Genomic DNA, 24085 nt, shown 5'->3' with positions numbered 1-24085 from the left:
GAATTTGATATAGACATATCTAAAATTCAACAAAACATTACCCTATGTATTTAACCTTTATAAGCGAAAACATTAATTGCCATATCAAATTTTTCATTTACAAGAACATTATCAATAAATGGTCTTTGTCGCGAAAACGATTCTTTGAGATGATATCTAAACCCTTGCCTTTTTAAAATAGATAAAAGATCATCAAGATGCTGTTCTTCATCAAAAAAACTATGGTATTCGACAAATATGTGGTTTACATTAAACAATAAATCTTCGCAATCCTTGAGTATGATATATTCAGGGCCCTCAATATCAATTTTCAACATTTCAATAGGTTTACATAGAAGGTTTCTTAATCTGACTGTTTCTACAATTTTGGGATTTTGGTTCTCAAATACTCTTTCAACTCTTCCCCCAAGGCCATTATCCGTATAAAACTTTAATTCTGTTTCTTCTATCCATACAGCTTTTTTATTCAATACTACATTCTTTAAATCTTGTGATAGGATATTTTTTTCTAGGAATGGCAATACGGATTCATCCGGTTCAAAAGCAATAATTTCAGCATTAGGGTATTTTTTTGAAAAATATAAAACACTCAAACCCATATTTGCACCACAATCAATAATAATAGGACTCGAGTTATTTATTTTAAAATTATAAATACATTTTTCAAAAATCTCTTTATATGTATTATAAAATGCCATCTCATGATGGTAAAAAAATTTATTTTCAAATAAAACAATTTCACCTTCCGGTTTATTTATTGAGTCAACGTGCTTTCTTTCAAAAGAAAGATACGACAAATGATTTTTGCAATATTTAAATAATCTTTTAATTATTCTTTTCATCTTTATAGGCTGTACTAATCTATTTTTTTAATTTTATCAAACCAATTAGGTCTTAAAACAGAATTATAATTTTGATTATTTTCAAGAAAAAATTTGTTGCCATAATCAGAATCAGCACTTATACTGAATCTAAGATTAGATTTTTCTGTGGTAAATTTTTTAACATGTGGAATTGATAAGTTAAATTGCATTTCATAATCACCAATCGCCAAACTACAAGCAGGGACAATAAAGTAAACTTCATAACTACCGGGTTCTATTTCACAGTAATCATTATAGTCATTATATAAAAGCCCTATAAGTGGATTCCCACTGGTAGAGCATATATTTACTCCTACAACAACATCATTAAATTTTTCACCTAGTTCAAATCTCATTACAATTTGAATCGATTCTGTATTATTAAAAATTTCAACGTCCTCTTCATTAGAAATTCTAACTTCCAATAATCTCATGCTTTTATCACCATCTTCTCCCTCCCAACTATTTCGATTAAGATTAGATTTTAAATAAAAGTTTAAAACTTTATCGATATTTCCTTCTATTACTACTTTGCCTTGTTCCAGCACAATCCCTCTTGCACACAAGCTGCGTACCGCGACCATATTATGACTCACAAACAAAACGGTTCTTCCTCCTGTTCTGGAAATATCCTGCATTTTACCAATAGCTTTCTTCTGGAACTCGGCATCACCTACGGCGAGAACCTCATCGATTATCAATATTTCTGGATCGAGAAAGGCAGCCACGGCAAAAGCCAGCCTCACCGTCATACCGCTACTATAGCGTTTTACCGGCGTATCAATATAGCGCTCACAACCCGAGAAATCGATGATTTCGTCAATCTTCGAGGTAATTTCTTTTTTGGTCATTCCCAGGATGGCACCGTTCAAATAAATATTTTCACGACCCGTCATTTCACCGTTAAATCCGGTCCCTACTTCGAGCAAAGAAGCCACACGACCACCAAACTTGATGCTTCCGGTAGTGGGTGCCGTTACCCGTGACAATATCTTGAGCAAAGTAGATTTCCCCGCGCCATTCTTCCCTATAATCCCTAAAACTTCACCACGTTCCACCTCGAAATTAATGTCTTGCAATGCCCAAACGTAATCGCTTTCGCCTTTTGTAGCGCGGTCATTGGTATCACCAATTCTTAAATATGGATTTTCCTTGCCACGCACTTGATGCCACCAGCGGTTCAGGTCGTGACTTAACGTACCTGTACCTACTTGACCTAAGCGGTATTGCTTGGAGATATTTTCGGCTTTTAGTATAATGTCTTTACTCATTTTATTTATTCGTTGTTCTACTTTCGCAAATCGTTACCCGTAAATAGCTTATTCACCCCACGTTTCACACTTTTGAAAAACTACCTTAGCACTCCTCGCAAAAACAGAATTATCTAAAACTTAGCTACCGCTTCGCGTTCTGAATCACAATAATTATTGAAATACAGAAACTGGATTTAACTGATTAGAGTTCTTTGCTATGAGTATCAGTTATTTCAAAGCCTTAGTCTTAAATCCATCTCAATCATAACGTACCTTCTAGCTATCACGAGTTGGGAGGGTTATACCGTGTCTATAAAACTCTTCTCCGTCTTATTAAAAATTAATACCCCTACTAAAAATACGACAACAGTCACCGCAACTGTATAGCCCAATCCCCAAATGGAAATATTTCCCACGTTCAATAACATATAACGCGCTGTTTCTATAACGTAAGCTAAGGGATTATATTGAACTAGCCACCCATAACTGGGGATTTTTTCCTTAATCAAAGCCATAGGATACATCACGGCAGACAAATACATCAGCAACTGCACCCCAAAGCTGATTAGATAACTAAAATCCCTGTATTTGGTTACCAAAGACGAAATAAACATTCCCATTCCCAACCCTAAAACACCCATCAAAACAATAAGTAAAGGAAAGAGCACCGCAGCGGCATTCAAACTTATAGCAGCTCCTTGAGCGTAATAATAAATGTAAAAAGCGATGAAGATGAGGAACTGGATTCCAAATTTAATCAAATTAGAAATCACAATAGAAATAGGTACAATCAACCTGGGAAAATACACTTTACCAAAAATTCCGGCATTGGCACCAAAAGTATTCGAGGTCCCCGTAAGACAGGCCGTAAAGTAATTCCAAACCGTGATTCCTGCCAAATTAAACAAAAACGGAGGCACATTTCCTGTACTTATTCCTGCCAAATTATTAAAAATAATCGTGAACGTGATGGAGGTAAATAAGGGTTGGATCAAATACCAAAGCGGCCCTAAAACCGTTTGTTTGTATACCGTCACAACGTCCCTCTTCACGAAAAGCATCAGCAAATCACGATACTGCCACACTTCCTTGAGATTCAGCGAAAAGAAATTGTTTTTGGGTGTTATCTCAAACAGCCAGTCCGTGGTATTATTTTCTTGGTTGTTCATGTATTACATCTACGCTTCTAATCTTTGTTTTCAACACTTTATGTACGTATTAGTAGAAGCATTAGTATACAAATATAACAATTTGCACAAAATATTGTATTTTATTTAAGAATACAAATCAGTAAATATTCCTTTTCTTTGCTATCTCAATTATAAATACAAAATAGTGTTTTTTTTCTCTACAAATAAGCCGGTTTTAAAGGATCTGATTCCAGATGGTCATATAGACATCCACTCGCATCTATTGCCGGGTATTGATGACGGTGCCCAAACATTTCAAGACAGCTTGCGACTTACGCGAGCGCTTCAAGACTTTGGCATGACAGAGATTATCACTACACCGCATATCATCCAACATGTCTGGGACAACACCCATGAACAAATCGTTTCCAATAAAAATACTACTGCGCTTGAGTTAAAAAAAAACAATGTCAACTTGCCTTTTCAGGCCGCCGCGGAGTACTTGATGAACGATCAGTTTGTACGGCTTTTTCAATCACACGATCTATTGACGCTCAAAGACAATTACGTCCTAGTTGAAATGTCTTACATCAATGCTCCCATACAACTGTATTTAATCCTCTTTGACTTGCAGGTGGCAGGATATATTCCGGTTTTGGCCCATCCGGAGCGCTATTTGTTTTATCACAAAAATTTCAATGAGTATGTGAAGCTAAAAAGAGCGGGCTGCCTGTTTCAGCTGAATCTTCTGGCAGTTGTTGGTTATTATGGTGATGGAATCACAAAAATAGCGGAGCAATTACTTGCGAAAGGAATGTACAGCTATGTGGGATCTGATGTACATCATGACAAACATATCGCCGCCTTTGAACAAAAAGTAAAAATGAAAGATTTAGTGCCTTTAAAAGAGACGATAGTCAACAATCAGTTTTTTAAGATCGAGTAGGTTATAATACCGTTGCAAAAAAAATTAGCACCTATACACCAAAGTATAAGAATTGCGAAAAAGAGCTCTATTTAGTAACTAAATAATCTTGAATTTCTCGTTCCCAAAACGTAATCTGAGTAGTATTTCGATCACATTTAAACAAAAAAAAAGTTTACACTGATTATCTCCTATGTAAACTTTTTTTTATTGAAATCAAATCTATTACCGCTACTTATCCAAGACTGCATAAGTGGAATTCATGCTTTTAAATTCGGGAACAATTTTCTTCATCTTTGCAACTATATCCTCATTTTCATAAAAATTGGCGATTCCTATCAGTTCCTCAATATCGGCATGGAGGGTTTCATATTCGTCCTGAATTTCCTCAGCAATCATAATTTTATCGTGATACGTAGGGATGGTTTTCGAAGTGTCATTAAGCAATTCTTCGTATAACTTTTCTCCAGGTCGCAGTCCCACAATCTTTATCATGATGTCCTTATCGGGCATAAATCCGGCCAATTTGATCATCTTTCTTGCCAAATCTATGATTTTAACCGGCTTGCCCATATCAAAAATGTAGATTTCACCTCCATTACCCATGGCACCGGCTTCGAGAACCAATTGGCAGGCCTCGGGAATGGTCATAAAATACCTGATGATGTCGGGATGCGTAATCGTTAGCGGACCTCCACTGGCTATTTGTTTACTGAACAAAGGCACTACAGAACCATTAGAACCCAAAACATTTCCGAAACGGGTCGTAATGAACTTAGTGGCTTGCAAGTTATTCTCTTTTTGACTTTTTAATTGCAAGGATTGCACATATTTTTCGGCTATCCGTTTACTGGCCCCCATCACGTTACTTGGGTTGACTGCCTTATCCGTGGAAACCATGACAAATTTCACTACATTATGTTCGCAAGCCAAATCGGCCAGATTTTTTGTTCCTTCAATATTGGTCAGAATGGCCTGCGCAGGGTTTTCTTCCATTAGAGGTACGTGCTTGTATGCGGCAGCGTGAAAGACCACGTCGGGCTTGTGCAGTTTAAAGACTCTATTCAGTGCCTCTCTATTTCTAATATCCGCTACTACGTTCCATATTTTAGCACTGGAAACGATACTTTCCGTCTCTAAACTAAGATGGTGTAAAGGAGTTTCAGCCTGATCTAATATAATGATGTTTTTCGGGTTAAAACCCAATACCTGCCTAACTATTTCACTTCCTATAGACCCTGCAGCACCGGTAATTAATACGGTTTTGCCTTTCAATTGCTTGGAAATAGATTTATTGTCCAACACTATAGCTTTTCTTTCCAGCAAGTCTTCAATTTGTAAGTTCTTTACTTTTCGAGAAATTTCCTTTTGATTCTCCCAATCCGTAATCACGGGAACGATATAAACTTTATAATCGAATTCCAGGCATTGGTCAACAATAATTAAGCGTTCCTCTTTTGATAAACTTTTATCCGCTATAATAACCCCTTCCGCTCCTACAGATCGTATAAGGGTAGGCAATTTTTTCTTTAGTACCATTATAGGTAAATCCAACATCCGTTTGGACTCGTTTTGGCTATTTCTATCTACAAACCCAACTATTTTAAAGCGGCTTGGTGTTTCCAATTTTAAGGCTTTGGCTACCGAAATAGCATTAGCATCCGTTCCATAAATTATGACTCTAATCAATTTAGCTTCACTTTTTTCCTTAAGATAATGTTCGAAAGTTTGTTTCACAATCACCCGGTATAAAAACAAACCGCAGAAAGACAGCACCATGTTGATAAAAAGCGCTGTATTTAAGAATGCCTTGGATCCAGAAAAGACTTGAAATAAAAAATTCAAAATTAGAAAAACGATCAGGACAGACATTTGCGAAAACAGCAGCTTGACAGCGTCAATATAGGAAGAGTGTCGGATAATACCGGAATAGGTTCGAAATAACCAAAAGAAAAATATATTCACGCTAAACAACAAACTAATGAAAATGATGCTGTGTGAAGTTGTAACATAATCTAATCCCGTTCCCCTGAACAATAGAAAAGTGAAGAAAAAAGTTAGTAGTAAAACCGCAAAATCTATCATAACAATTATCCACCGAGGCAAATAACTTAAATTATGAATATTAAACCTTAAATTTTCTCTGGAAAAAAAACTAGGTCTAAAATCTGTTTTAAAAGGTTTTGTGCTGTTACTCAAAATATATATTTACATTAATGTTACTATAATCACGATATCAAAAATAAGAAATAAAGGAACTATTTCAGCCCTTTCACGTTAAAAAATCAAATATTTTTTTGCACTCTAAATAAGTTTAAGAAAACAAATTTTATCCTAACTCTATCTTCATTCGAAAGATTGGAACCGGAAGGCAAGCAAAGCCCTTTATTAAAGAGTGTTTCGGCAATATTATTCCCATAATACGGGTAGTTACGATAAATAGGCTGTAAGTGCATCGGTTTCCATAGCGGGCGGGACTCTATGTTTTCTTCGAGGAGCTTTAATCTTATTGTTTCATTCGTTATTCCTGCGGTTTGTGCTGAATCTATCAAAATCGCAGTCAACCAATAATTTGCGTAATAATCCTCATTTGGTACCGTATAGACAGACACTCCATTAATCTCCTTGAATAAATCCACATAAAATTCATGCATCTTTCTTCTCGCACCCACACGTTCATCTACTACTTCCATTTGGCCCCGACCTATACCAGCCAAAACATTACTCATTCTATAATTATACCCTAGTTCACTATGTTGATAATGTGCTGCATTCTCCTTGGCTTGTGTGGCCAAAAAAACAGCTCTTTCTTTTAACGTTTTTGTGGCAGTAATAATTGCACCTCCGCCAGAAGTGGTAATAATTTTACTCCCGTTGAATGACAAAGTGCTTACTTCGCCAAAAGTGCCACAACGCTTTCCTTTATAACTGCTACCCAAGGCTTCTGCACTATCTTCAAGGATTGGGATCACGTACTTATCAGCAATTATTCTTATTTCTTCAATCTTATACGGAACTCCATAAAGTTCAATAGCTATTATTGCTTTAGGGGTTGCGCCTTTGGATATTCTGTCAACAATAGCATCTTCAAGTGCCCTTGGACACAAATTCCAGGTATCGAGTTCACTGTCAATAAAAATTGGGGTTGCACCTTGATACAAAATAGGATTTGCAGAAGCTGAAAAAGTCATGCTTTGGCACAATACCTCATCACCAGCCTTAACTCCTAACAGAATTAATCCCAGATGTATTGCGGCCGTGCCTGAATTTAATGCGGTAACATGACCATCGCCTAAGTAATTTTCCAAATCCAGCTCGAAAGCATCAATATTTGCACCAACGGGAGCGATATAATTAGTATCAAATGCTTCCTGTATGTATTCTTGTTCACTACCCCCCATATGAGGTGATGAGAGCCAAATTTTATCTTTGTTCATTTATTGAAAATAAAACTAACAGTTTTCATAATAATTTTTATATCTCCCCAGAAACTGTGATTGTAAAAATAATATAGATTCAGTTGCACTTTATCTGGAAAAATAACCTGCCCATTAAACCACAAAGGGTCTTGTTGCTGCGCCAGCAGTTTCTCTTCGTTATAATATTTTATAGCTGCAAGACTTGTTAACCCCGATTTTAATTCTAAAATTTTTCGATTTTCTCCTTCCAACACATCATAATAACTGGGCAAATCCGGCCCGCGGTTCCACAATGTTCATTTCTACTTTCATAACGTCGAACAGCTGTGGCAATTTGTCCAGCTTATATTTACGCAGGAATTGACCTGTTTTGGAAAAACGTCTTCTGATTCGAATTTTTGAATCGTCCGCAATTTGTATATTTTATTTTTTTTCCAAATTGACCAATTCTTTCTTGTATCTAAATACCATTTGTACGAGTGTCAACTATCGCGATCAACCACAAAATCAGTAGAAAACAAGAAAACAGAAGGATCGTAAATAGGGCAAAAACAGCATCAAAAGTCGCTTTGCCATATTTTTTTTAAATCAATTAAGATCAACAAGAGGAATTAAATTATATGTCTTACCGAATCATCTTACGCAAAACCAATCTTCTTGTCCATAAATAAATAAGGGTTAATGTCAGTAAAGTCAACATTGTAAAGAAATAGCTTAGTTCGCCTTTCATAACCATATAAACAACGAGCCCATTTATTAGTAATTGAATCCCTGCGTAAATAGATGAAACAAAAATATGGGAATACCCCATTTCATTTGCCATATATTGGTATAAATGCGACCGATGTGGCTGGAAAATGTTTTCTTTATTTTTTAATCGAACAACTATAGTGATGATGGCATCAATGCCGTAAACCGAAAAGAAAAGAATATATCCTAACTGTCCCGTTTCTATAATGGTCTTTGTCATAAAATAACCCAAAAAAACTGCCATACTTATGCTGCCCACATCTCCTGCGAAGGTCTTCGCTTTTTTTCTAACATTAAAAAGTCCAAAAACAAGGCAAGACAAGCCCATGGTGATCAACAGCGGCAAACTGGACTCATTAATTGACAGAAAAGAAAAACTCACAATGGCCGTTAACGCATACAAAACCGTTATTCCGTTTATACCATCCATAAAGTTAAAGGCATTCACCCAACCAATCAGCAATACGAATACGATCGGGAGTAACCATAATGACTCTGCAAACAGCTGTAAATCTTGAAAAACCAAACCCACGGCAATGATATGCGATGCAAATCGCGGCATTTGCGACAGCGGTTTAATATCATCTATAAAACTTACTGCTGCGACTAAAACTACGGCTAAAGTCAATGCCCAAGAAGCGTATCCCAAACCAAATGCAATTATTATCGCAATGGGAAAAATAATCCCACCGCCTCTTAGGGTAATCGAAGTATGTGACGACCTACTATTAGGTTTATCAATAATATTGTATTTGTCGGCAATTTTGAAATAAATAAGCTCAATCCCAACCAATAAAACAATTAATGCAATATAAATCATATTTTAAAATATATGTAACCGATAAACTAATTACTTAAAACCTAATACTGAACACTATTCTCTAAAACCCTTACCACTTATGCTTCAGCAATCCTAAAAGATACTCACCATAACCCGATTTCTTTAATGGTTCGGCTATTTCTCTTAATTGTTGTTCTGTTATGAAACCTTGTCTCCAAGCTATTTCTTCGATGCAACCCACTTTCAATCCCTGACGCTCTTCAATAACCTGAACGAACTGTCCCGCTTGCATCAGGCTGTTAAAAGTCCCCGTATCCAACCAAGCGGTTCCCCTGCTTAAAATACCAACCTTTAAATTCCCTTTTTCTAAGTATACTTTATTCACATCAGTGATTTCATATTCACCTCTTGCACTCGGTTTGATATTTTTGGCAATTTCCACTACAGAATTATCATAAAAATACAAACCCGGTACAGCATAATTTGATTTTGGTTCCAATGGCTTTTCTTCTATTGACAATGCGTTTAAATCCTTATCAAATTCCACCACCCCATATCGTTCCGGATCCGAAACATGATAAGCAAAAACAACTCCCCCCTCAGGGTTTTTATTGGATTGTAATAATTCATCCATATTGGAACCAAAGAAAATATTATCTCCCAGTACCAAAGCCACACTATCACCCCCTATAAATTCTTCCCCAATTACGAAAGCTTGTGCCAAACCATTAGGCAAAGCCTGTTCCTCATAACTGAACTGACAACCAATGGCAGAACCATCACCCAATAATTTTTTGAAGTTTGGCAAATCATGAGGTGTTGAAATAATCAATATTTCATTTATCCCCGCAGTCATCAAAGTCGATAATGGATAATAAATCATCGGTTTATCATAAACCGGCATCATTTGTTTACTCATCGCCAATGTAAGTGGATGCAAACGGGTGCCAGAACCTCCGGCTAATATAATTCCTTTCATATCTCTTTAATTATATTGTTTATCGTAGTAGGTTGCGTATTCCCCCGAAGTAATATTATTTAACCAAGTCTGGTTTTCCAAATACCAATTCACTGTTTTCTCTAGTCCTTGTTCAAAAGTAACCGAAGGCTTCCACCCTAATTCTTTATTGATTTTGTTAGCATCAATAGCATAACGTAAATCGTGACCTGGACGGTCTTTTACATAAGAAATTAACTGTTCTGATGTACCTGTTTCACGACCTAACTTTTCATCCATGATTTTACAAAGCAATTTGACCAAATCAATATTTTGCCATTCATTAAATCCACCAATATTATAGGTATCATGGTTTGCACCTTCATGAAAAACCAAATCAATAGCAACGGCATGATCTTCTACAAATAACCAATCCCGTGTATATTTTCCATCACCATAAACAGGTAAAGGTTTGTTTTGAATGATATTATTGATAAACAAAGGAATCAATTTTTCAGGAAAATGAAAAGGTCCGTAATTATTGGAACAGTTGGTCAAAACATAAGGCAAACCGTAGGTTTCACCATAAGCGCGAACAAAATGATCCGAACTGGCTTTTGAAGCGGAATAAGGTGAATTAGGATCATAAGCCGTGGTCTCTGTAAACAAGCCTTCGGCACCTAAACTTCCATACACCTCATCAGTGCTGATGTGGTAAAAACGTTTTCCATCATAGTTACCATTCCAAATCGTTTTGGCCGCATTCAATAGATTCATTGTCCCAATTACATTTGTTTTCACAAACGATAACGGATCCGTAATGGAACGATCCACATGCGATTCGGCAGCGAGATGCAAAACGCCATCAAACTGATGTTCTGCAAACAAAGCGTCAATAAATGGAGCGTCTACAATATCCCCTTTTATGAAAGTATAATTTGGTTCTTTTTCTATATCCACTATATTCTCCAAATTCCCTGCATAAGTCAATGCATCCAAATTGAATATTTGATATTGTGGATATTTTTTCACAAAAAGTCGTACTACGTGGGAACCGATAAACCCTGCGCCACCTGTGATTAATATTTTTTTCATTTCTATTTTATATTTTCAACTTATTTTAACATGTCCCCTAAATCGATATCGCATGGAATACAAGTTCTTGATTTTCGGCACGTTTTAGGGACGGGGGAAACCAAAAATTTTATGAACTCAATATTCTTCTATTTTTATAAATTCTTTAATTTTATTTAAAACAGCAGAAATATTAGAAATCACTTCTTCGTTAGTGAATCGTATCAACTTCAAACCTTGAAATTCAATATTTTCTGTTCGTTCATTATCTAATTTCTTTTGCTCTACAGTTTGATGGTATTCTCCATCTATTTCTATGACTAATTTTAATTGATGACAGTAAAAATCGGCTACATAATTTAATAATGGATGTTGTCTTCTAAACTTATAACCATCCAATTGGTTATTTCTCAATGACAACCACATTACTTCTTCAGCTTCCGTAGGATTTTCTCTTAATTTTTTAGCATTTGAAAAAATAATTCCCGAAGCATCTTTCCACATATTATCCGAAAGTAATGGATTCTTTTTCATACGAATTTGCTTTTTAGAATTTACAAAAAGATCTGAGAAGTTTCTTTTTTGTTTTTTCCCTAACCCTAAAGGGACGAAAAAGAAACACAAAATCCATTTTCAGCAACAGACTTTATCTAAAATTACATTCTAAGTTTTCAGCTCCATTTAGTGTCGAGACAAAATCATGTTCTTAATTTTCAGTACCATTTAGGGACGGGGCAAACCGAAAATTTTATATGCTCTTTCTATTATTTCTATAACAAAACTGGTGAAAAATAAGTTTTAGTAAGTTTCTTTTTTGTTTTTCCCCTAACCCTAAAGGGAGCAAAAAAGAAACACAAAATCCATTTCCAGCAACAGACTTTATATAAAATTTCGCTCTAAGTTTTCAGCTTCATTTATTGTCGAGACAAAATCATGTTCTTAATTTTCGGCACCCTTTAGGGACGGGGCAAACCGAAAATTTTACCCTTCTCGCTACTCATAACTCACTTTTCACTAACTCCAAACATTTTTCTAAACTATCCTTATAATCCGGCACATTAACCCCATAAATTCTTTTAATCTTAGCTTTATCCAATAAAGAAAAGGCGGGACGCTTTGCCGGAGTGGGATACGATGACGAAGGAACACCCTTCACTTCACAAGTATATCCGCCGATTTCCTGGATAGCTAGCACAAATTCATACCAACTGATTTCTCCTTCATTCGAATAATTATAAATTCCTGGAATCCATTTATCATTGTTTAATATGTCCATCATCGCTTGCGCTAAATCAGCCGCATAAGTAGGTGATCCAATCTGGTCATTAACTACACTTATCGTATCCCGTTCCTGCAGCAGGCGTTGCATCGTTTTTACAAAATTGTTTCCAAAGCTGCTGTAAACCCATGAAGTTCTGATGATAATGGTATCAGGATTTACCTCAAGACAAGCAAGCTCTCCTGCTCTTTTAGTGGCACCATACACATTAATGGGCTTTGTAATTGCCTCTTCTGTCAGGGCGACATCTGACGTTCCATCAAAAACATAATCAGTAGAGATATGGATTAATTTAACCTGATTATCTTTTGAATATTGGGCAATTCTCTTAACCGACTGATGATTGACAATGTCCACCAATTCCGATTCCGACTCTGCTTTATCCACTGCAGTATAAGCACCACAATTCAGTATAACATCAGGCTGAATACTTTCTAATTGTACTTTCAACACAGCTAAATTATCCAAAGACACTTGCGTTCTATCCGCAAAAACCCATTCGAATTGAGGATAATTCTTAGACAATACTTTCAATTCCGAACCCAATTGTCCGGTTGCACCAGTAACAAGTAGTTTTTCTAATTTATTCAAAACTCCAATCTATTTCGTTAAAACTTGGCAAAATAATATCTTTTTCTGAAACGATTACTTCATTTGCATCTACTTTCCAATCAATAGCCAAAGTAGGATCATCATAACGAATCCCTCTTTCACTTTCCTTATGATACAACTGATCCACCTTATACATCACAGAAGCCGTTTCACTTAGAACCGAAAAACCATGTGCAAAACCGTGGGGCACCATCAACTGCTTTTTATTCTCCGCACTTAATACCACACTGAAATGCTGTCCATAAGTGGCTGAATTTTTTCGTAAATCTACCGCTACATCCAGAATTTCCCCTTGCAAAACTCGTACTAATTTTGCTTGTGCAAAAGGATTAATTTGCAAGTGTAAACCCCTAATCACTCCTCTTTTTGAGAAAGACTGATTGTCTTGTACAAAAGGATACATAATTCCATTCTCGTTGAATTTAGCTTGATTATAGGCTTCAAAAAAGAATCCCCTAGAGTCCTCAAAAACTCTGGGAGTAATGATTACTAAATCTTGTATTGTTGTTTTTTCAATGGTCATCTTTGACTATTATTTATTTGATTTTATATTATTAATTGTTTTTTTGTTTATCATTCTTCGTTTTTTATCAAAAAACCATCCCCACTTATTATAATAGTAAAAAGCAGAAGTGAAATACATTTTTAAATTTGCCATAGTTAAAAATGATTTAAATAAATGATCGTGGTAAACAATTTGATTTGGATAAAACACAGTTTTAAAACCAGCATCATAACATCTTCTGGTGATATCCAAATCTTCCATGTGCATAAAAATGTTCTCGTCAAAGCCATTAATTTTTATTAATGCCTCCGTTCTGAAAACCATAAAGCAACCTGATAAATATGGGACTTCCATTATAGTATCATACCCACTGAATCGCAATTCAAATTTTTCAGAAATTTGTTTCTTTAGATTCGCAAATGGCAAAAACCTCCTCGCAAAAAACACAAAAGGACTTGGGATTAATTTTGCTAAATACTGGATTTGACCATTAGGATACAAAACTTTAGGCATTATTAAACCAATATCTACGTCATTCTCCATAAAAGAAATAATATCCTCAATAACTCCTTTAGAATAATAAATGTCTGGATTTAAAATAAGATGGTACTTTGTTTTATATGAATACTTTCTTATTGCTATATTATGTGTAACCCCATAACCTGGATTTGATGGATTATGAATGTATTCTGTTCTAGAGTCACTTACAATATCCTTTAATTCATCCGTAGGTGAATTATCTATTAAGACTAGCCTTACTTTTAATTCTGTATTAAGAAAACTTCCGATAGCATCCAAAAGTTGCTTTCTATCGTTTTTATAGATTACTAAACTACATACTATGTCGAACATATTATTTATTTTAAGCATTTAGTAAAATGACCAATTTTTCATTTCATTAAAGCCTCATTTACATGATAATTAATTATGATATTTAATCTTTATCTAATCAGATAACTTATTTAATAAATTAAAGCAATCCATTCTTGTTTTTTTAAATCGAATTGTTTAACTACTTTGGCCGGAGAACCTACTGCAATTGAATAATCGGGAATGTTTTTTGTAACCACAGATAAAGCACCTATAACACAACCTAACCCAATAGTTACTCCTGGCATAATACACACTCCTTCTCCAATCCAAACATTATCCTTAATTATAATTGGGTTTGTAGATAGCTTTCTACTATTTGGAGTCGAAAGTGGACTATCCTGATTAACTCCTTTATAGTTTCCGTGATTAAGGTCTGAGATAAAAACTTTACTGGCAATTAACACATTATTCCCTATGGTGATTTTTTCACCTGCTGCTATATGGACATAGTCATTAATTTCAATGTTCTTGCCAAAGATTAATAGCTTCTCATCGGTCTTTTTTTGTGGATGAACTTCAATTCTACAGCCGAAACCAGTAGTAAAACCATCACCTATTTGAATATTTTTTTTATTTCTAATATCAAAAGGCAATCTTATCAACCGCGCATTATTGTAAAATAATTTCGTAAAAACAAATGACACAATTAATTTTAAAAGACCTCTTAAACCATATCTATTTATCATCCTCAATTATACTTTTACAAATTTTTAAATATTCCATAGTCCTTTGTTTCGGTGTCAAAAAACTGTTTAATCTTTTTTCTCCATGAAGAACTAACTCATTAGCCAATTGTTTATTACTTACTAATTGAACTATTACATTTACTATCTCTTTTTGATCAAAAGGATTAAAATACAATGCTGCATCTTCACAAACTGAGGTTGCAAAAGTTAGATTAGAAGTGATAATGGGACGTCTCATTTTCATCGCCTCAGGATAATTCGCCGAAAAGCATTCAAGGGTGGTGGGCAAAAATAAAGCATCACATTCATAATACAACTGAGGACATTTAACAACATCAATTCTGCCAATATTAATAATTGAAGCTTTAGATTCTTCATTAAAATTATTTTCAAAAAGAACATCATCAATGGTAAGAACAAATTTAATTTTGTTATTTGGAATAATCGAATTTAGAAGTGGGATGACCTGATTTAAAATTATTAAATTTTTATGGATCGCAAAAGTACATAGACTTAAAAACCGAAACTCACCAGCTTCCTTTGAAGGCAAAATAAATTCGTCACTCGGGAAAAAATTACTAAAACAAGTATTATAGGTATTAGTCACTGTAAAAAAATTTTTATCATTTCCTAAAAGAGGCTTCAATCTATTAGTAACATCCAAAGTTTCGGAAACATAATACTTACCATTTGTCCGCAGGAAAAAAATATGTACCATCTTCATTAAAGAAACTTTCAGCCTTTGAGCTGTGTTTAATTTTTCAAATAATGGTGAATCTGGATAGACATAGTGTGGGTAGGCATATCCCATTAAATGTGGCTTTTTCGGGGTCCACCATGAGGGCCCAAAAATGCTAAAAACACAATCTGGCTGGATTAATCTTTCTATATTTTTCACAATATTTCTAACTTTAAAGCCTTGAATTCCATACAAAGGATGAGAACTTATGGGATAGAACACAAAATTATCGGGAAACGTACTTTTATCAATTTGGCTTTCTACAGCTTTCCCCAATAAGACGTGATATTCATTATCTTTGAATTCGATACATTCCCGTAAAAAAGAAACAGCCACCTGTGTTACCCCGCTGCCACTCAAAGTAGTTGTATTTACTAATAATTTCATACTCTAATCTAGTTCTTGACTTTTTTTAAAAAAAACATTCACGAATATTAAATAAAATGGAATTACATAGGCACATAATTTAAAAATAATTATCGGAGAATAAACAAACCACCTAGGAAAAGTAGCCAAAAGTAAGCCCGAAAAAATTATCATATAATTTTTTTTAGCATTTACATATAATTTGTTAAATCTAGACACCAGGTATCCTGAAAGAACTACACCTGGATACGATAGCCATACATAAAAAAAAACAGGTAACAAACCACCTCCGCCCGCAGAATATTCATCCTTTTTATACTGAGCTAAACTCCCTAATTCCGAAAAACTTATTCCTGGCGTAAATATAGATACTAGAAAATAATAAAACGAAGATATACGATCTTCAAAAGGTAAAATTCCCTTATCCACAAAACCATATAATCTGGCAGATGACTGCGCAATATCACCTTGGTTAGAGGCCAATGTTTCATTAGTGTTGGGTTCTACTACACTATTAAAAATATCCGAAAACGAAATATTACCACTTAAAAATAAAAAAGGATGAGTCCTAATGAACTGAAATGAAATCAAAGCAAATATAGAAAGACCAAAAAGAATAAAAACATACTTTTTAGCTATCTTATCCTCAAAATACATACTATAAGTAAATAACAACAACATAATGCTTGTTATTCTCCCCCCATAAAGTAAGTCCTTTATCAAAATAAAAGAAACTAAAAATAATATCAAGCTCATTTTAATCTTACTCTGATCATAAAAACAAACAGCAAGTGCAAAAAAAACTAAGGAATATTCAAAAAGAGGAGATTTTTCTACATCAAGATCTCCATAAGAATTGCCACTTAACATACTTTGACCTCGTAAAGCAAACATGGCTAACAATAATACGATGAACAATAAAGAGTAAAAGGCTTTGCTCGAATTTATAAAATTCAATCTGTGACTCAAAAAAACATAATTAATACGAGATTCTGTAAAAACAAATACAGACAGTAAAAATAATCCAAAAATGACAACTACGTGCCCTAAATAATAAGAGGTATTAAATGATTCATGTAAAGTGACACTAACGCCTGAAAAAAAATGATCGTAAAATGGGGAAATATAACTAATACAAAAAATAAAAAAAATCAGGATAGGAATCACTTTTCTATAATGAAAAATTAATCTACCATTAATTAAAAACATAAAGACAACTAATAATTTTGATTGCAGGATTTGCGATGATGTAAAAAGCAGTATCAACAAAAAAAGAATTGTATAAATTACTTTTTCAAGTCTAAAAATCAAACTATACATGATTACTTAAATATATGAATAATTAATCTTAATTTGTTCTTTATAGAAGTTTTATTAGTCAAAAGAACTTCCAAAATCATTTTGATAGCTTGCTTTTTTTCAGAATTCAATAATAAAGCAATATTAACGTCTCTAAGAAATGGATTCGCTCGTATATTTTTATTTCCTTTTATTTCATTTAATAATTTTGTAGCATTCTCATCAAAAAAAGAATCCTTCGTTTTTAACGAAATATCCATTGTCTTTAATTGCTGAAGAATTAAACGTTCTCTAGTCTGATTTGCACAGAAATTTTGCCCTTCTAAATTAACACTTGTAATTTGTTTTTTACTTTTTCTATAATAAAGCAACTTTTCTGATAAATTATGTAATTTACCTAAAACAATTAAATTCCTTACCATATCATAATCTTGGGCAAATCTTAAAGTTTCATCATACATCAAACCATTGTCCCTCATTATACTGCTCCTAATCATCATTGTAGGGTGAATCATAGGATTTCCAATAATTAAATTTAACCTAATTTCATCATTATGAATAGGCTTCCTTAAAATTTTATTTTTTTTTCCCGATTCATCAATTGAAATTGCTCTCGTACCACAAGCTGAGTATTCCTCATTTTTGTTAAGAAACTCAACTTGTTTTTCAAATCTAGTTGGCATAGCAATATCATCGGCATCCATACGTGCAATATAATAACCATTAGCAAGCCTTAATCCTTTGTTTAAACTTTTGGTTAAACCAAAATTTTCACCATTATCAATTATGGTTATGCGAGTATCTAATGCAGAATACTTACTTAGCAAGTCTAAATTTTGTTTACGATCTGGTTTATCATTCACGATAATAAATTCAAAATCAGCATAAGTTTGTTTTAAAATTGAATCCACAGCTAACTCTATCCATTCTATGGGTTCGTTATAAATTGCCATTATAACCGAAACTTTATTAGCTACAAATCCCCTATACATACATTTCTTTTACCTTTATTAATAAAATCTATTTGATATTTTGTTTTAGAAGCTGAAATACTTGGATGCAAATCACATCTCTCATTCAAATTATAAAAAGCTGGATGTCTAACTTTTAACAAAACCGACGTCTGTCCACTTTCAATATTTACTAATGATAAAGTTTCACAAAGGACCCGATTAGGATAAGTATCTGTTATAATTATATCTTTACTAACAAATGTAGGATGACCATCATCCTTTATATTTAATTTAAGCGTAATTAATCTCGTTCTAACATTATACAAATAATAACCTGAAACATTATTTACTATTCCCCATAAAATAAATTCATCTTTACCCCTCCACGCGCAGTGGCTAATCAACTCATCTTCAATTAATAACTCTAACTTTTCATCAACGAAAGAAAATCCAAACAAATTATCTTTTCTCAATCCATTAGAATAAAATCTAAAAATAAAAATAAAGTAAGTACCATCAGGCGAGATTAAAAAGTGATTAAAATGTAGCTTTTCAGCATTATTATAAATTCCTTTTAAGAAATCAAAACAATCTTTAATTTTAAAAAGTGTTTCTGCCTTGTTTTCATTTTCCAAATCAACATAAATAAGACTATCTAAAGTTATAGAATCATCTTCTGATTTATATCCATACTCTGTTCCCATTTTAGTTAAATGGGAGTAATTTATAGATAAAAGGTATTTTTGATTGTAAAGTGATTGTAAAGGATAAGGAATCCTATTCTCCTTTCCATTTTCAATATTTTTTACTACAGAATAATATGCTTTGATTTCTCTATCATATTTATTGTAGATAACCTCATTGTCTCCAAACCACATTAAACGCGATCCTTGTTGGTAATTCCAAGCTGTAGTCGAATCTATTACTTCAAAAGTTTTATTCTTAATATTATAAATCAATATATCTAATTCCTCTTCGCTCTTTTGCCCATGTAAGGCCAAGAAATCTTCTGATTTATCAAAAGAGGAAACATCATAATAACCAAAAAATAAATTTGAGTACTTAAGATTATCAATAATTTCAAAATTATTTTTATTTTTAAAAAAAAAATAAAAAAAAGATAATACTCCTTTAAATAGAGCTTTTAAATTTTTCATATATCAAAAATTTATTTAAATTTACTCATACTAAAATCACCCCTCAATCCATTTGGTATTGCAGAAAGACACAATTTAGATTTATAAAACTCTCCTATTGCAAAATTATAAATACTATTAACAATTGCTTCGTACACTACTCGAAAAAGAGGTATATTCACTCCGAATAAAACTTTATTTTCTTTTATTTTTTCTAAATAAATGGCGTTTCTACAACGTATATACATGAATTTAGGATTTGCAATTTCATATATTGTAAACTTAAAAACAGTACTTCTGTATTTGTAAGTTTGTTTTGATAAAGGATGAAAATGCAATGCTTTAGTAATTGTTTGTACAGAAAAATTATTCTTTATAATTCTAAACATATATTCATTTTCATCACCCCAAATAAACATTTCTTTTTTTACAAAACCAATTTCTTTGATTATTTCACGAGGTATAAAGGTCCCATTAAATGCATTTAATACATTTTTCAGTATTTCCTCCTTTACCAGGTCTTTTACAAGAGCAAATTTATTAGATGTTTTTTTATCATATATAAAGCTTGCGGTTTCCTTATTCTCAATATCAATTACTAATGGGCCCGACACAATATTTAAGTCTCTAGATTCATATAAAAACTTCAAACATTGTTTTTCTGGTACTCCATCATCATCCATCATCCACAACCAATCATATCCTAATTCATAAGAATGAACCATACCTCTATAGAATCCACCTGCTCCCCCATCATTTTCGAACTTTCTTATATAATCAATTTCTATTTCAGCATATTTTTTTGAATAAATAATATCTTTATTCGCAGACACTTGTGGCAATACGTCAATCCATCCATTTTCTAATAAAACGATAGGCGTACCATCATCTGAATTATTATCTACAATAACTAATTTATCTGGTAATAAATCTTGAGAAAGAATACCATTTATGGCATTAACAAGTAATTCTTTTTTATTAAAAGTAACAACTATAGCTACAATTTTTTCCATATTCCTATACTTCATTAAATTCAACATTAACTCTTTTTAATGCAGAAGCTATAACTTGGTGCATATCATAATATCTATATTCTGCCAATCGTCCACCAAAAATCACATTTTCTTCATTCTCAGCTAAATGTTTATAATTCTTAAATATAGTATCGTTTTTTTCATCATTTACTGGATAATATGGCTCTTTATTTTCATCCCATTCCTGAGGATATTCTTTAGTAATAATAGTCTTTTTTTGAGTTCCAAATTCAAAATGTTTGTGCTCTATGATACGAGTGTATGGAACTTCCGATTCATTATAATTAACAACCGCATTTCCTTGATAATTTTCAACAGCAAGTGTAGTGTGTTCAAAATTTAAACTTCTATAGTTTAATTTTCCAAAAGTAAAGCCATAGTACTCATCTATCCTGCCAGTAAACACAACTTTTTCAGCTTTGTCATCCCAACTTTGCTTGTCTTTAAAATAATCTACATCAGTAATTGTCTCGATTCCCTCTAATAAACCATCAATCAATTTATTATACCCTCCTTCTGGAATACCCTGATATTTATCCTTAAAATAATTATTATCAAATGTGAAACGAACCGGTAGACGTTTGATAATAAATGCAGGAAGTTCAGTAGCTTTTCTACCCCATTGCTTTTCGGTATACCCCTTAATTAACTTATAATAAATATCAGTCCCAACCAATGATAGTGCTTGTTCCTCTAAATTCTTTGGCTCAACGATATTTAAGTCCTTTATTTGTTCTTGAATTTTAGCTTGTGCTTCTTCCGGCGTTTTAGTACCCCACAATTGATAAAATGTGTTCATATTAAAGGGTAAATTATACAATTTCCCTTTATAGTTTGCCATTGGACTGTTTGTGAAACGATTAAATTCTACAAAAGAATTTACATAATCCCAAATATTTTTATCATTAGTATGAAAAATATGAGCGCCATATTTATGTACATTTATACCTTCTTTTTCTTCACAGTAGATATTTCCTCCCAAATGACTTCTTTTGTCTATAACTAAACATCTTTTACCTTTCTTGGTCATTTCGTGTGCAAACACACTCCCGTAAAGACCTGATCCTACGATGAGGTAATCATATTTTTTTTCCATAACTCAAATTTTAAACAATAAAAATACATATAACATGTTACAAACAGTTCTGTTGTAACAGTAATAATTGATATCGACTCTATAGTAAACCCAAAACTATTCCATAAAATTAGTAATTGAATAAAATAGAATATCCCTGACGAAATAATCACTTTACTAAATTCTTTTATAAAACCAAATGGAACAAGCAATTGAATACCAAAAATATTACTAATGGCAACAATTGGAATTGAAGATCCCATTATAAACAATACTACCTTAGCTGGCATCATCTGCGTCCCTCCCAAAAACAAAATAAAAAAGTCAGCGAAAAACAACAGGACAATATAAATTAAAATGTTTACACCTACAGAAATGAAGAAAATTTTCCTAACAAAAATAACATCTTTATCCTTATTTATCTTCGGAAATAGTGCTTGCCCCAAAATAACTTGAGGGACTTTTAATACAGATACAATTTTTTCCGCTAAATCATAATATGCAACCTCACTCATTCCTAAAAAAGCACCTACTAGCACTTTGTTTGTACTAACATATAGTTTAATAGAAACATTGGATAAAAAAATTGGAATTGATTCTTTAACGTAAAATTTCAATACAGAAATATGTTGCAATTTGAATGAGATGTGATGGTTAACAAAAATGATATACAAAGAGACAACTCCTGCTAATATAGCCCCTATCCCATTAATTATAGGCAAATATAAATAATCATTTTCTGTGTGAATAAAAGCAAAAATTAATCCTAAGAAAATTAATCTACTTATTAGGGTTATATACGTAATATACTTCATTTTTTCAATTCCCTGAAAATACCAAATAGGAAAGAGTAATTCATATACACAAATCCACATTGAAAGATAAAATAGAAGTTTATAATCTTTAGCCTGGGGAATAAAATACATGCTAAAATAAAGAATTACTAATGTCATTAAAAATAAACAACATTTTATAATCATTATACTACTTACAATTTCAGATAGCTTCTCTTTATTATCTCTATGAATACTAACTTCTTTAGTTGCTGAAATATTAAATCCAAAACTAACAATTATCAATAAATAAGCAATAATAGCTTGAACAAATACAACTAAACCATAGGTTTCCTTTCCTAAAACTCTAATTAAATAAGGATAAGTAATTAATGGCAAAACCATATTAAAAACATTAAGAATTGCCAAATAAGAAAAATTTGCAATTAATGTTTTTTGTTGCTCTATTGCTTTCTTAATTTTATTTATCATCAAGATAATTTAGGAACCAATTAGAAAACTTGGTTACACCTTCTAATAAATCTACGCGAGGCTGATAGTTTATACTTTTTGATAGATTCGAAGTATCCGCATAAGTGATTTTCACATCGCCATCTTGCATTGGCAAATACTGCTTTATTGCTTTTTTACCCAAACAATCTTCCATAATTGAGATAAAATCCATTAATGGAACTGGTTTAGAATTACCTATGTTAAAAATAGCTGCTTTTGGTGTTTTTACGGACAATACAGTCAAGCTACGTACAATTCCTTCCACTATATCATCTATATATGTAAAGTCCCGTTGCATCTCTCCATTATTAAAAATCTTAATTGCTTCCCCTTTTAGTATTGCATCAGCAAAAAGCATGGGAGCCATATCCGGTCTTCCCCACGGACCATAAACGGTAAAAAAACGCAAGCCTGTAGTAGGCAAATCATATAAATGACTATAAGAATAGGCCATTAATTCATTACTTTTTTTAGTAGCAGCGTATAAACTAACTGGGTGATCAACTCTATCTTCTTCTGAAAAGGGAATTTTCGCATTAGCTCCATAAACAGAAGAACTAGAAGCATACAAAAAATGCTCTATTTTATTATGACGACAACATTCTAATAAATTAACAAAACCTACTATATTAGATAGAACATAAGCATGAGGGTTCAGCAACGAATAGCGAACACCAGCCTGAGCAGCTAAATTCACAACATGAGTAAATTTTTCTTTTTCAAACAACTTCACTAACCGTTCTAAATCAGTAATATCTATTTTTGCAAAACGATATTTAGGGTAAATATCACTCTGCACAAGCTCTTTATTTTCCGAAATTAGACCACGATTAATCCCAGACTCTTCTAAACGCGAATATTTTAAATTAACATCATAATAATCATTAATGTTGTCAATCCCTACTACATCATTCCCATTTCTTATTAAAGATTCAACTAAATGGAAGCCAATAAATCCCGCAGCGCCCGTAACTAATATTTTCATACTTTCTTTCTAATTAAATAATTAACAGTATTATATACCAAAAAAACTATATTATTAATTGATAATTAGAATATAGTTTTATTTTCTAAAGTTCTCGAAAAACAATAACATGAAAACAGAAAATA

General features: G+C 32.9%; 24 protein-coding genes. 1 reads left to right on the top strand and 23 read right to left on the bottom strand.

Annotation, left to right across the window (positions count from 1 at the left end; genetic code table 11):
* Positions 1–50 precede the first annotated feature (50 nt).
* From CXF59_RS07115 to CXF59_RS07105, 3 genes are all read right to left on the bottom strand, one after another.
* Positions 51–842 carry an FkbM family methyltransferase gene (locus tag CXF59_RS07115; RefSeq protein ID WP_101137132.1) on the bottom strand — a complete coding sequence of 264 codons (792 nt, stop codon included), beginning with the start codon at positions 840–842 and terminating at the stop codon, positions 51–53.
* 14 nt (positions 843–856) lie between these two features.
* Positions 857–2134, bottom strand: coding sequence for an ABC transporter ATP-binding protein (locus CXF59_RS07110; RefSeq protein ID WP_101137131.1), 1278 nt, complete (start codon positions 2132–2134; stop codon positions 857–859).
* Between the two features lie 281 nt (positions 2135–2415).
* Positions 2416–3285, bottom strand: coding sequence for an ABC transporter permease (locus CXF59_RS07105; RefSeq protein ID WP_101137130.1), 870 nt, complete (start codon positions 3283–3285; stop codon positions 2416–2418).
* A gap of 166 nt (positions 3286–3451) precedes the next feature.
* On the opposite strand from CXF59_RS07105, the gene CXF59_RS07100 reads away from it, so the two are divergent.
* Positions 3452–4192 (top strand): tyrosine-protein phosphatase, encoded by a 741-nt coding sequence (locus tag CXF59_RS07100; RefSeq protein ID WP_101137129.1) that lies wholly within the window; start codon positions 3452–3454, stop codon positions 4190–4192.
* Positions 4193–4402: 210 nt separating this feature from the next.
* Here CXF59_RS07100 and CXF59_RS07095 read toward each other — a convergent pair whose 3' ends face one another.
* From CXF59_RS07095 to CXF59_RS07000, 20 genes are all read right to left on the bottom strand, one after another.
* On the bottom strand, positions 4403–6256 hold the full coding sequence (locus CXF59_RS07095; protein ID WP_232758731.1) for a nucleoside-diphosphate sugar epimerase/dehydratase: 1854 nt from the start codon (positions 6254–6256) through the stop codon (positions 4403–4405).
* A 200-nt stretch (positions 6257–6456) separates the two neighbouring features.
* On the bottom strand, positions 6457–7608 hold the full coding sequence (locus CXF59_RS07090) for a DegT/DnrJ/EryC1/StrS family aminotransferase (RefSeq protein WP_101137127.1): 1152 nt from the start codon (positions 7606–7608) through the stop codon (positions 6457–6459).
* On the bottom strand, positions 7605–7841 hold the full coding sequence (locus CXF59_RS15310; RefSeq protein ID WP_157824545.1) for a sugar transferase: 237 nt from the start codon (positions 7839–7841) through the stop codon (positions 7605–7607). Before CXF59_RS15310 ends, CXF59_RS07090 begins: the two co-directional genes overlap by 4 nt.
* A 4-nt stretch (positions 7842–7845) precedes the next feature.
* Positions 7846–7932 carry a hypothetical protein gene (locus tag CXF59_RS15715; protein WP_369828542.1) on the bottom strand — a complete coding sequence of 29 codons (87 nt, stop codon included), beginning with the start codon at positions 7930–7932 and terminating at the stop codon, positions 7846–7848.
* A gap of 283 nt (positions 7933–8215) precedes the next feature.
* Positions 8216–9160, bottom strand: a complete 945-nt coding sequence (locus CXF59_RS07075; protein ID WP_101137125.1) for a UDP-GlcNAc--UDP-phosphate GlcNAc-1-phosphate transferase — start codon at positions 9158–9160, stop codon at positions 8216–8218.
* Positions 9161–9230: 70 nt separating this feature from the next.
* A complete protein-coding gene (rfbA, locus tag CXF59_RS07070; protein ID WP_101137124.1) occupies positions 9231–10100 on the bottom strand; it encodes a glucose-1-phosphate thymidylyltransferase RfbA in 870 nt (289 codons plus the stop codon).
* A 6-nt stretch (positions 10101–10106) separates the two neighbouring features.
* A complete protein-coding gene (gene rfbB / locus CXF59_RS07065; protein WP_101137123.1) occupies positions 10107–11153 on the bottom strand; it encodes a dTDP-glucose 4,6-dehydratase in 1047 nt (348 codons plus the stop codon).
* A 117-nt stretch (positions 11154–11270) separates the two neighbouring features.
* Positions 11271–11666: an endonuclease domain-containing protein gene (locus CXF59_RS07060; RefSeq protein ID WP_232758729.1), complete on the bottom strand. Its 396-nt coding sequence runs from the start codon at positions 11664–11666 to the stop codon at positions 11271–11273.
* A gap of 463 nt (positions 11667–12129) precedes the next feature.
* Positions 12130–13002, bottom strand: coding sequence for a dTDP-4-dehydrorhamnose reductase (gene rfbD, locus CXF59_RS07055; protein WP_101137122.1), 873 nt, complete (start codon positions 13000–13002; stop codon positions 12130–12132).
* Entirely contained in the window at positions 12995–13546 is a 552-nt protein-coding gene (gene rfbC / locus CXF59_RS07050) for a dTDP-4-dehydrorhamnose 3,5-epimerase (protein ID WP_101137121.1), read from the bottom strand. Before rfbC ends, rfbD begins: the two co-directional genes overlap by 8 nt.
* A 9-nt stretch (positions 13547–13555) precedes the next feature.
* A complete protein-coding gene (locus CXF59_RS07045) occupies positions 13556–14380 on the bottom strand; it encodes a glycosyltransferase (RefSeq protein WP_101137120.1) in 825 nt (274 codons plus the stop codon).
* A gap of 110 nt (positions 14381–14490) precedes the next feature.
* Positions 14491–15087: an acetyltransferase gene (locus CXF59_RS07040; RefSeq protein ID WP_101137119.1), complete on the bottom strand. Its 597-nt coding sequence runs from the start codon at positions 15085–15087 to the stop codon at positions 14491–14493.
* Entirely contained in the window at positions 15077–16213 is a 1137-nt protein-coding gene (locus CXF59_RS07035) for a glycosyltransferase (RefSeq protein WP_101137118.1), read from the bottom strand. The genes CXF59_RS07040 and CXF59_RS07035 overlap by 11 nt, the downstream gene beginning before the upstream one ends.
* A 3-nt stretch (positions 16214–16216) precedes the next feature.
* Positions 16217–17161: a hypothetical protein gene (locus CXF59_RS07030; protein WP_157824544.1), complete on the bottom strand. Its 945-nt coding sequence runs from the start codon at positions 17159–17161 to the stop codon at positions 16217–16219.
* Positions 17162–17514: 353 nt separating this feature from the next.
* Positions 17515–18483, bottom strand: coding sequence for a glycosyltransferase (locus CXF59_RS07025; RefSeq protein ID WP_101137116.1), 969 nt, complete (start codon positions 18481–18483; stop codon positions 17515–17517).
* On the bottom strand, positions 18465–19601 hold the full coding sequence (locus tag CXF59_RS07020) for a hypothetical protein (protein WP_101137115.1): 1137 nt from the start codon (positions 19599–19601) through the stop codon (positions 18465–18467). Before CXF59_RS07020 ends, CXF59_RS07025 begins: the two co-directional genes overlap by 19 nt.
* Before the next feature lie 11 nt (positions 19602–19612).
* Complete coding sequence (locus CXF59_RS07015; protein WP_157824542.1) at positions 19613–20593, bottom strand: glycosyltransferase; 981 nt, start codon at positions 20591–20593, stop codon at positions 19613–19615.
* 4 nt (positions 20594–20597) lie between these two features.
* Complete coding sequence (gene glf / locus CXF59_RS07010; RefSeq protein ID WP_101137113.1) at positions 20598–21710, bottom strand: UDP-galactopyranose mutase; 1113 nt, start codon at positions 21708–21710, stop codon at positions 20598–20600.
* Complete coding sequence (locus tag CXF59_RS07005; protein ID WP_101137112.1) at positions 21680–22954, bottom strand: flippase; 1275 nt, start codon at positions 22952–22954, stop codon at positions 21680–21682. Before CXF59_RS07005 ends, glf begins: the two co-directional genes overlap by 31 nt.
* Positions 22944–23960, bottom strand: a complete 1017-nt coding sequence (locus CXF59_RS07000; protein WP_101137111.1) for an NAD-dependent epimerase — start codon at positions 23958–23960, stop codon at positions 22944–22946. Before CXF59_RS07000 ends, CXF59_RS07005 begins: the two co-directional genes overlap by 11 nt.
* Positions 23961–24085: the final 125 nt, after the last annotated feature.

The sequence above is a fragment of the Flavobacterium sp. ALD4 genome (genome assembly GCF_002836475.1).
In the GTDB taxonomy this organism is placed as follows: Bacteria; Bacteroidota; Bacteroidia; order Flavobacteriales; family Flavobacteriaceae; genus Flavobacterium.
This window is presented reverse-complemented; position numbering and strand designations above follow the sequence as displayed.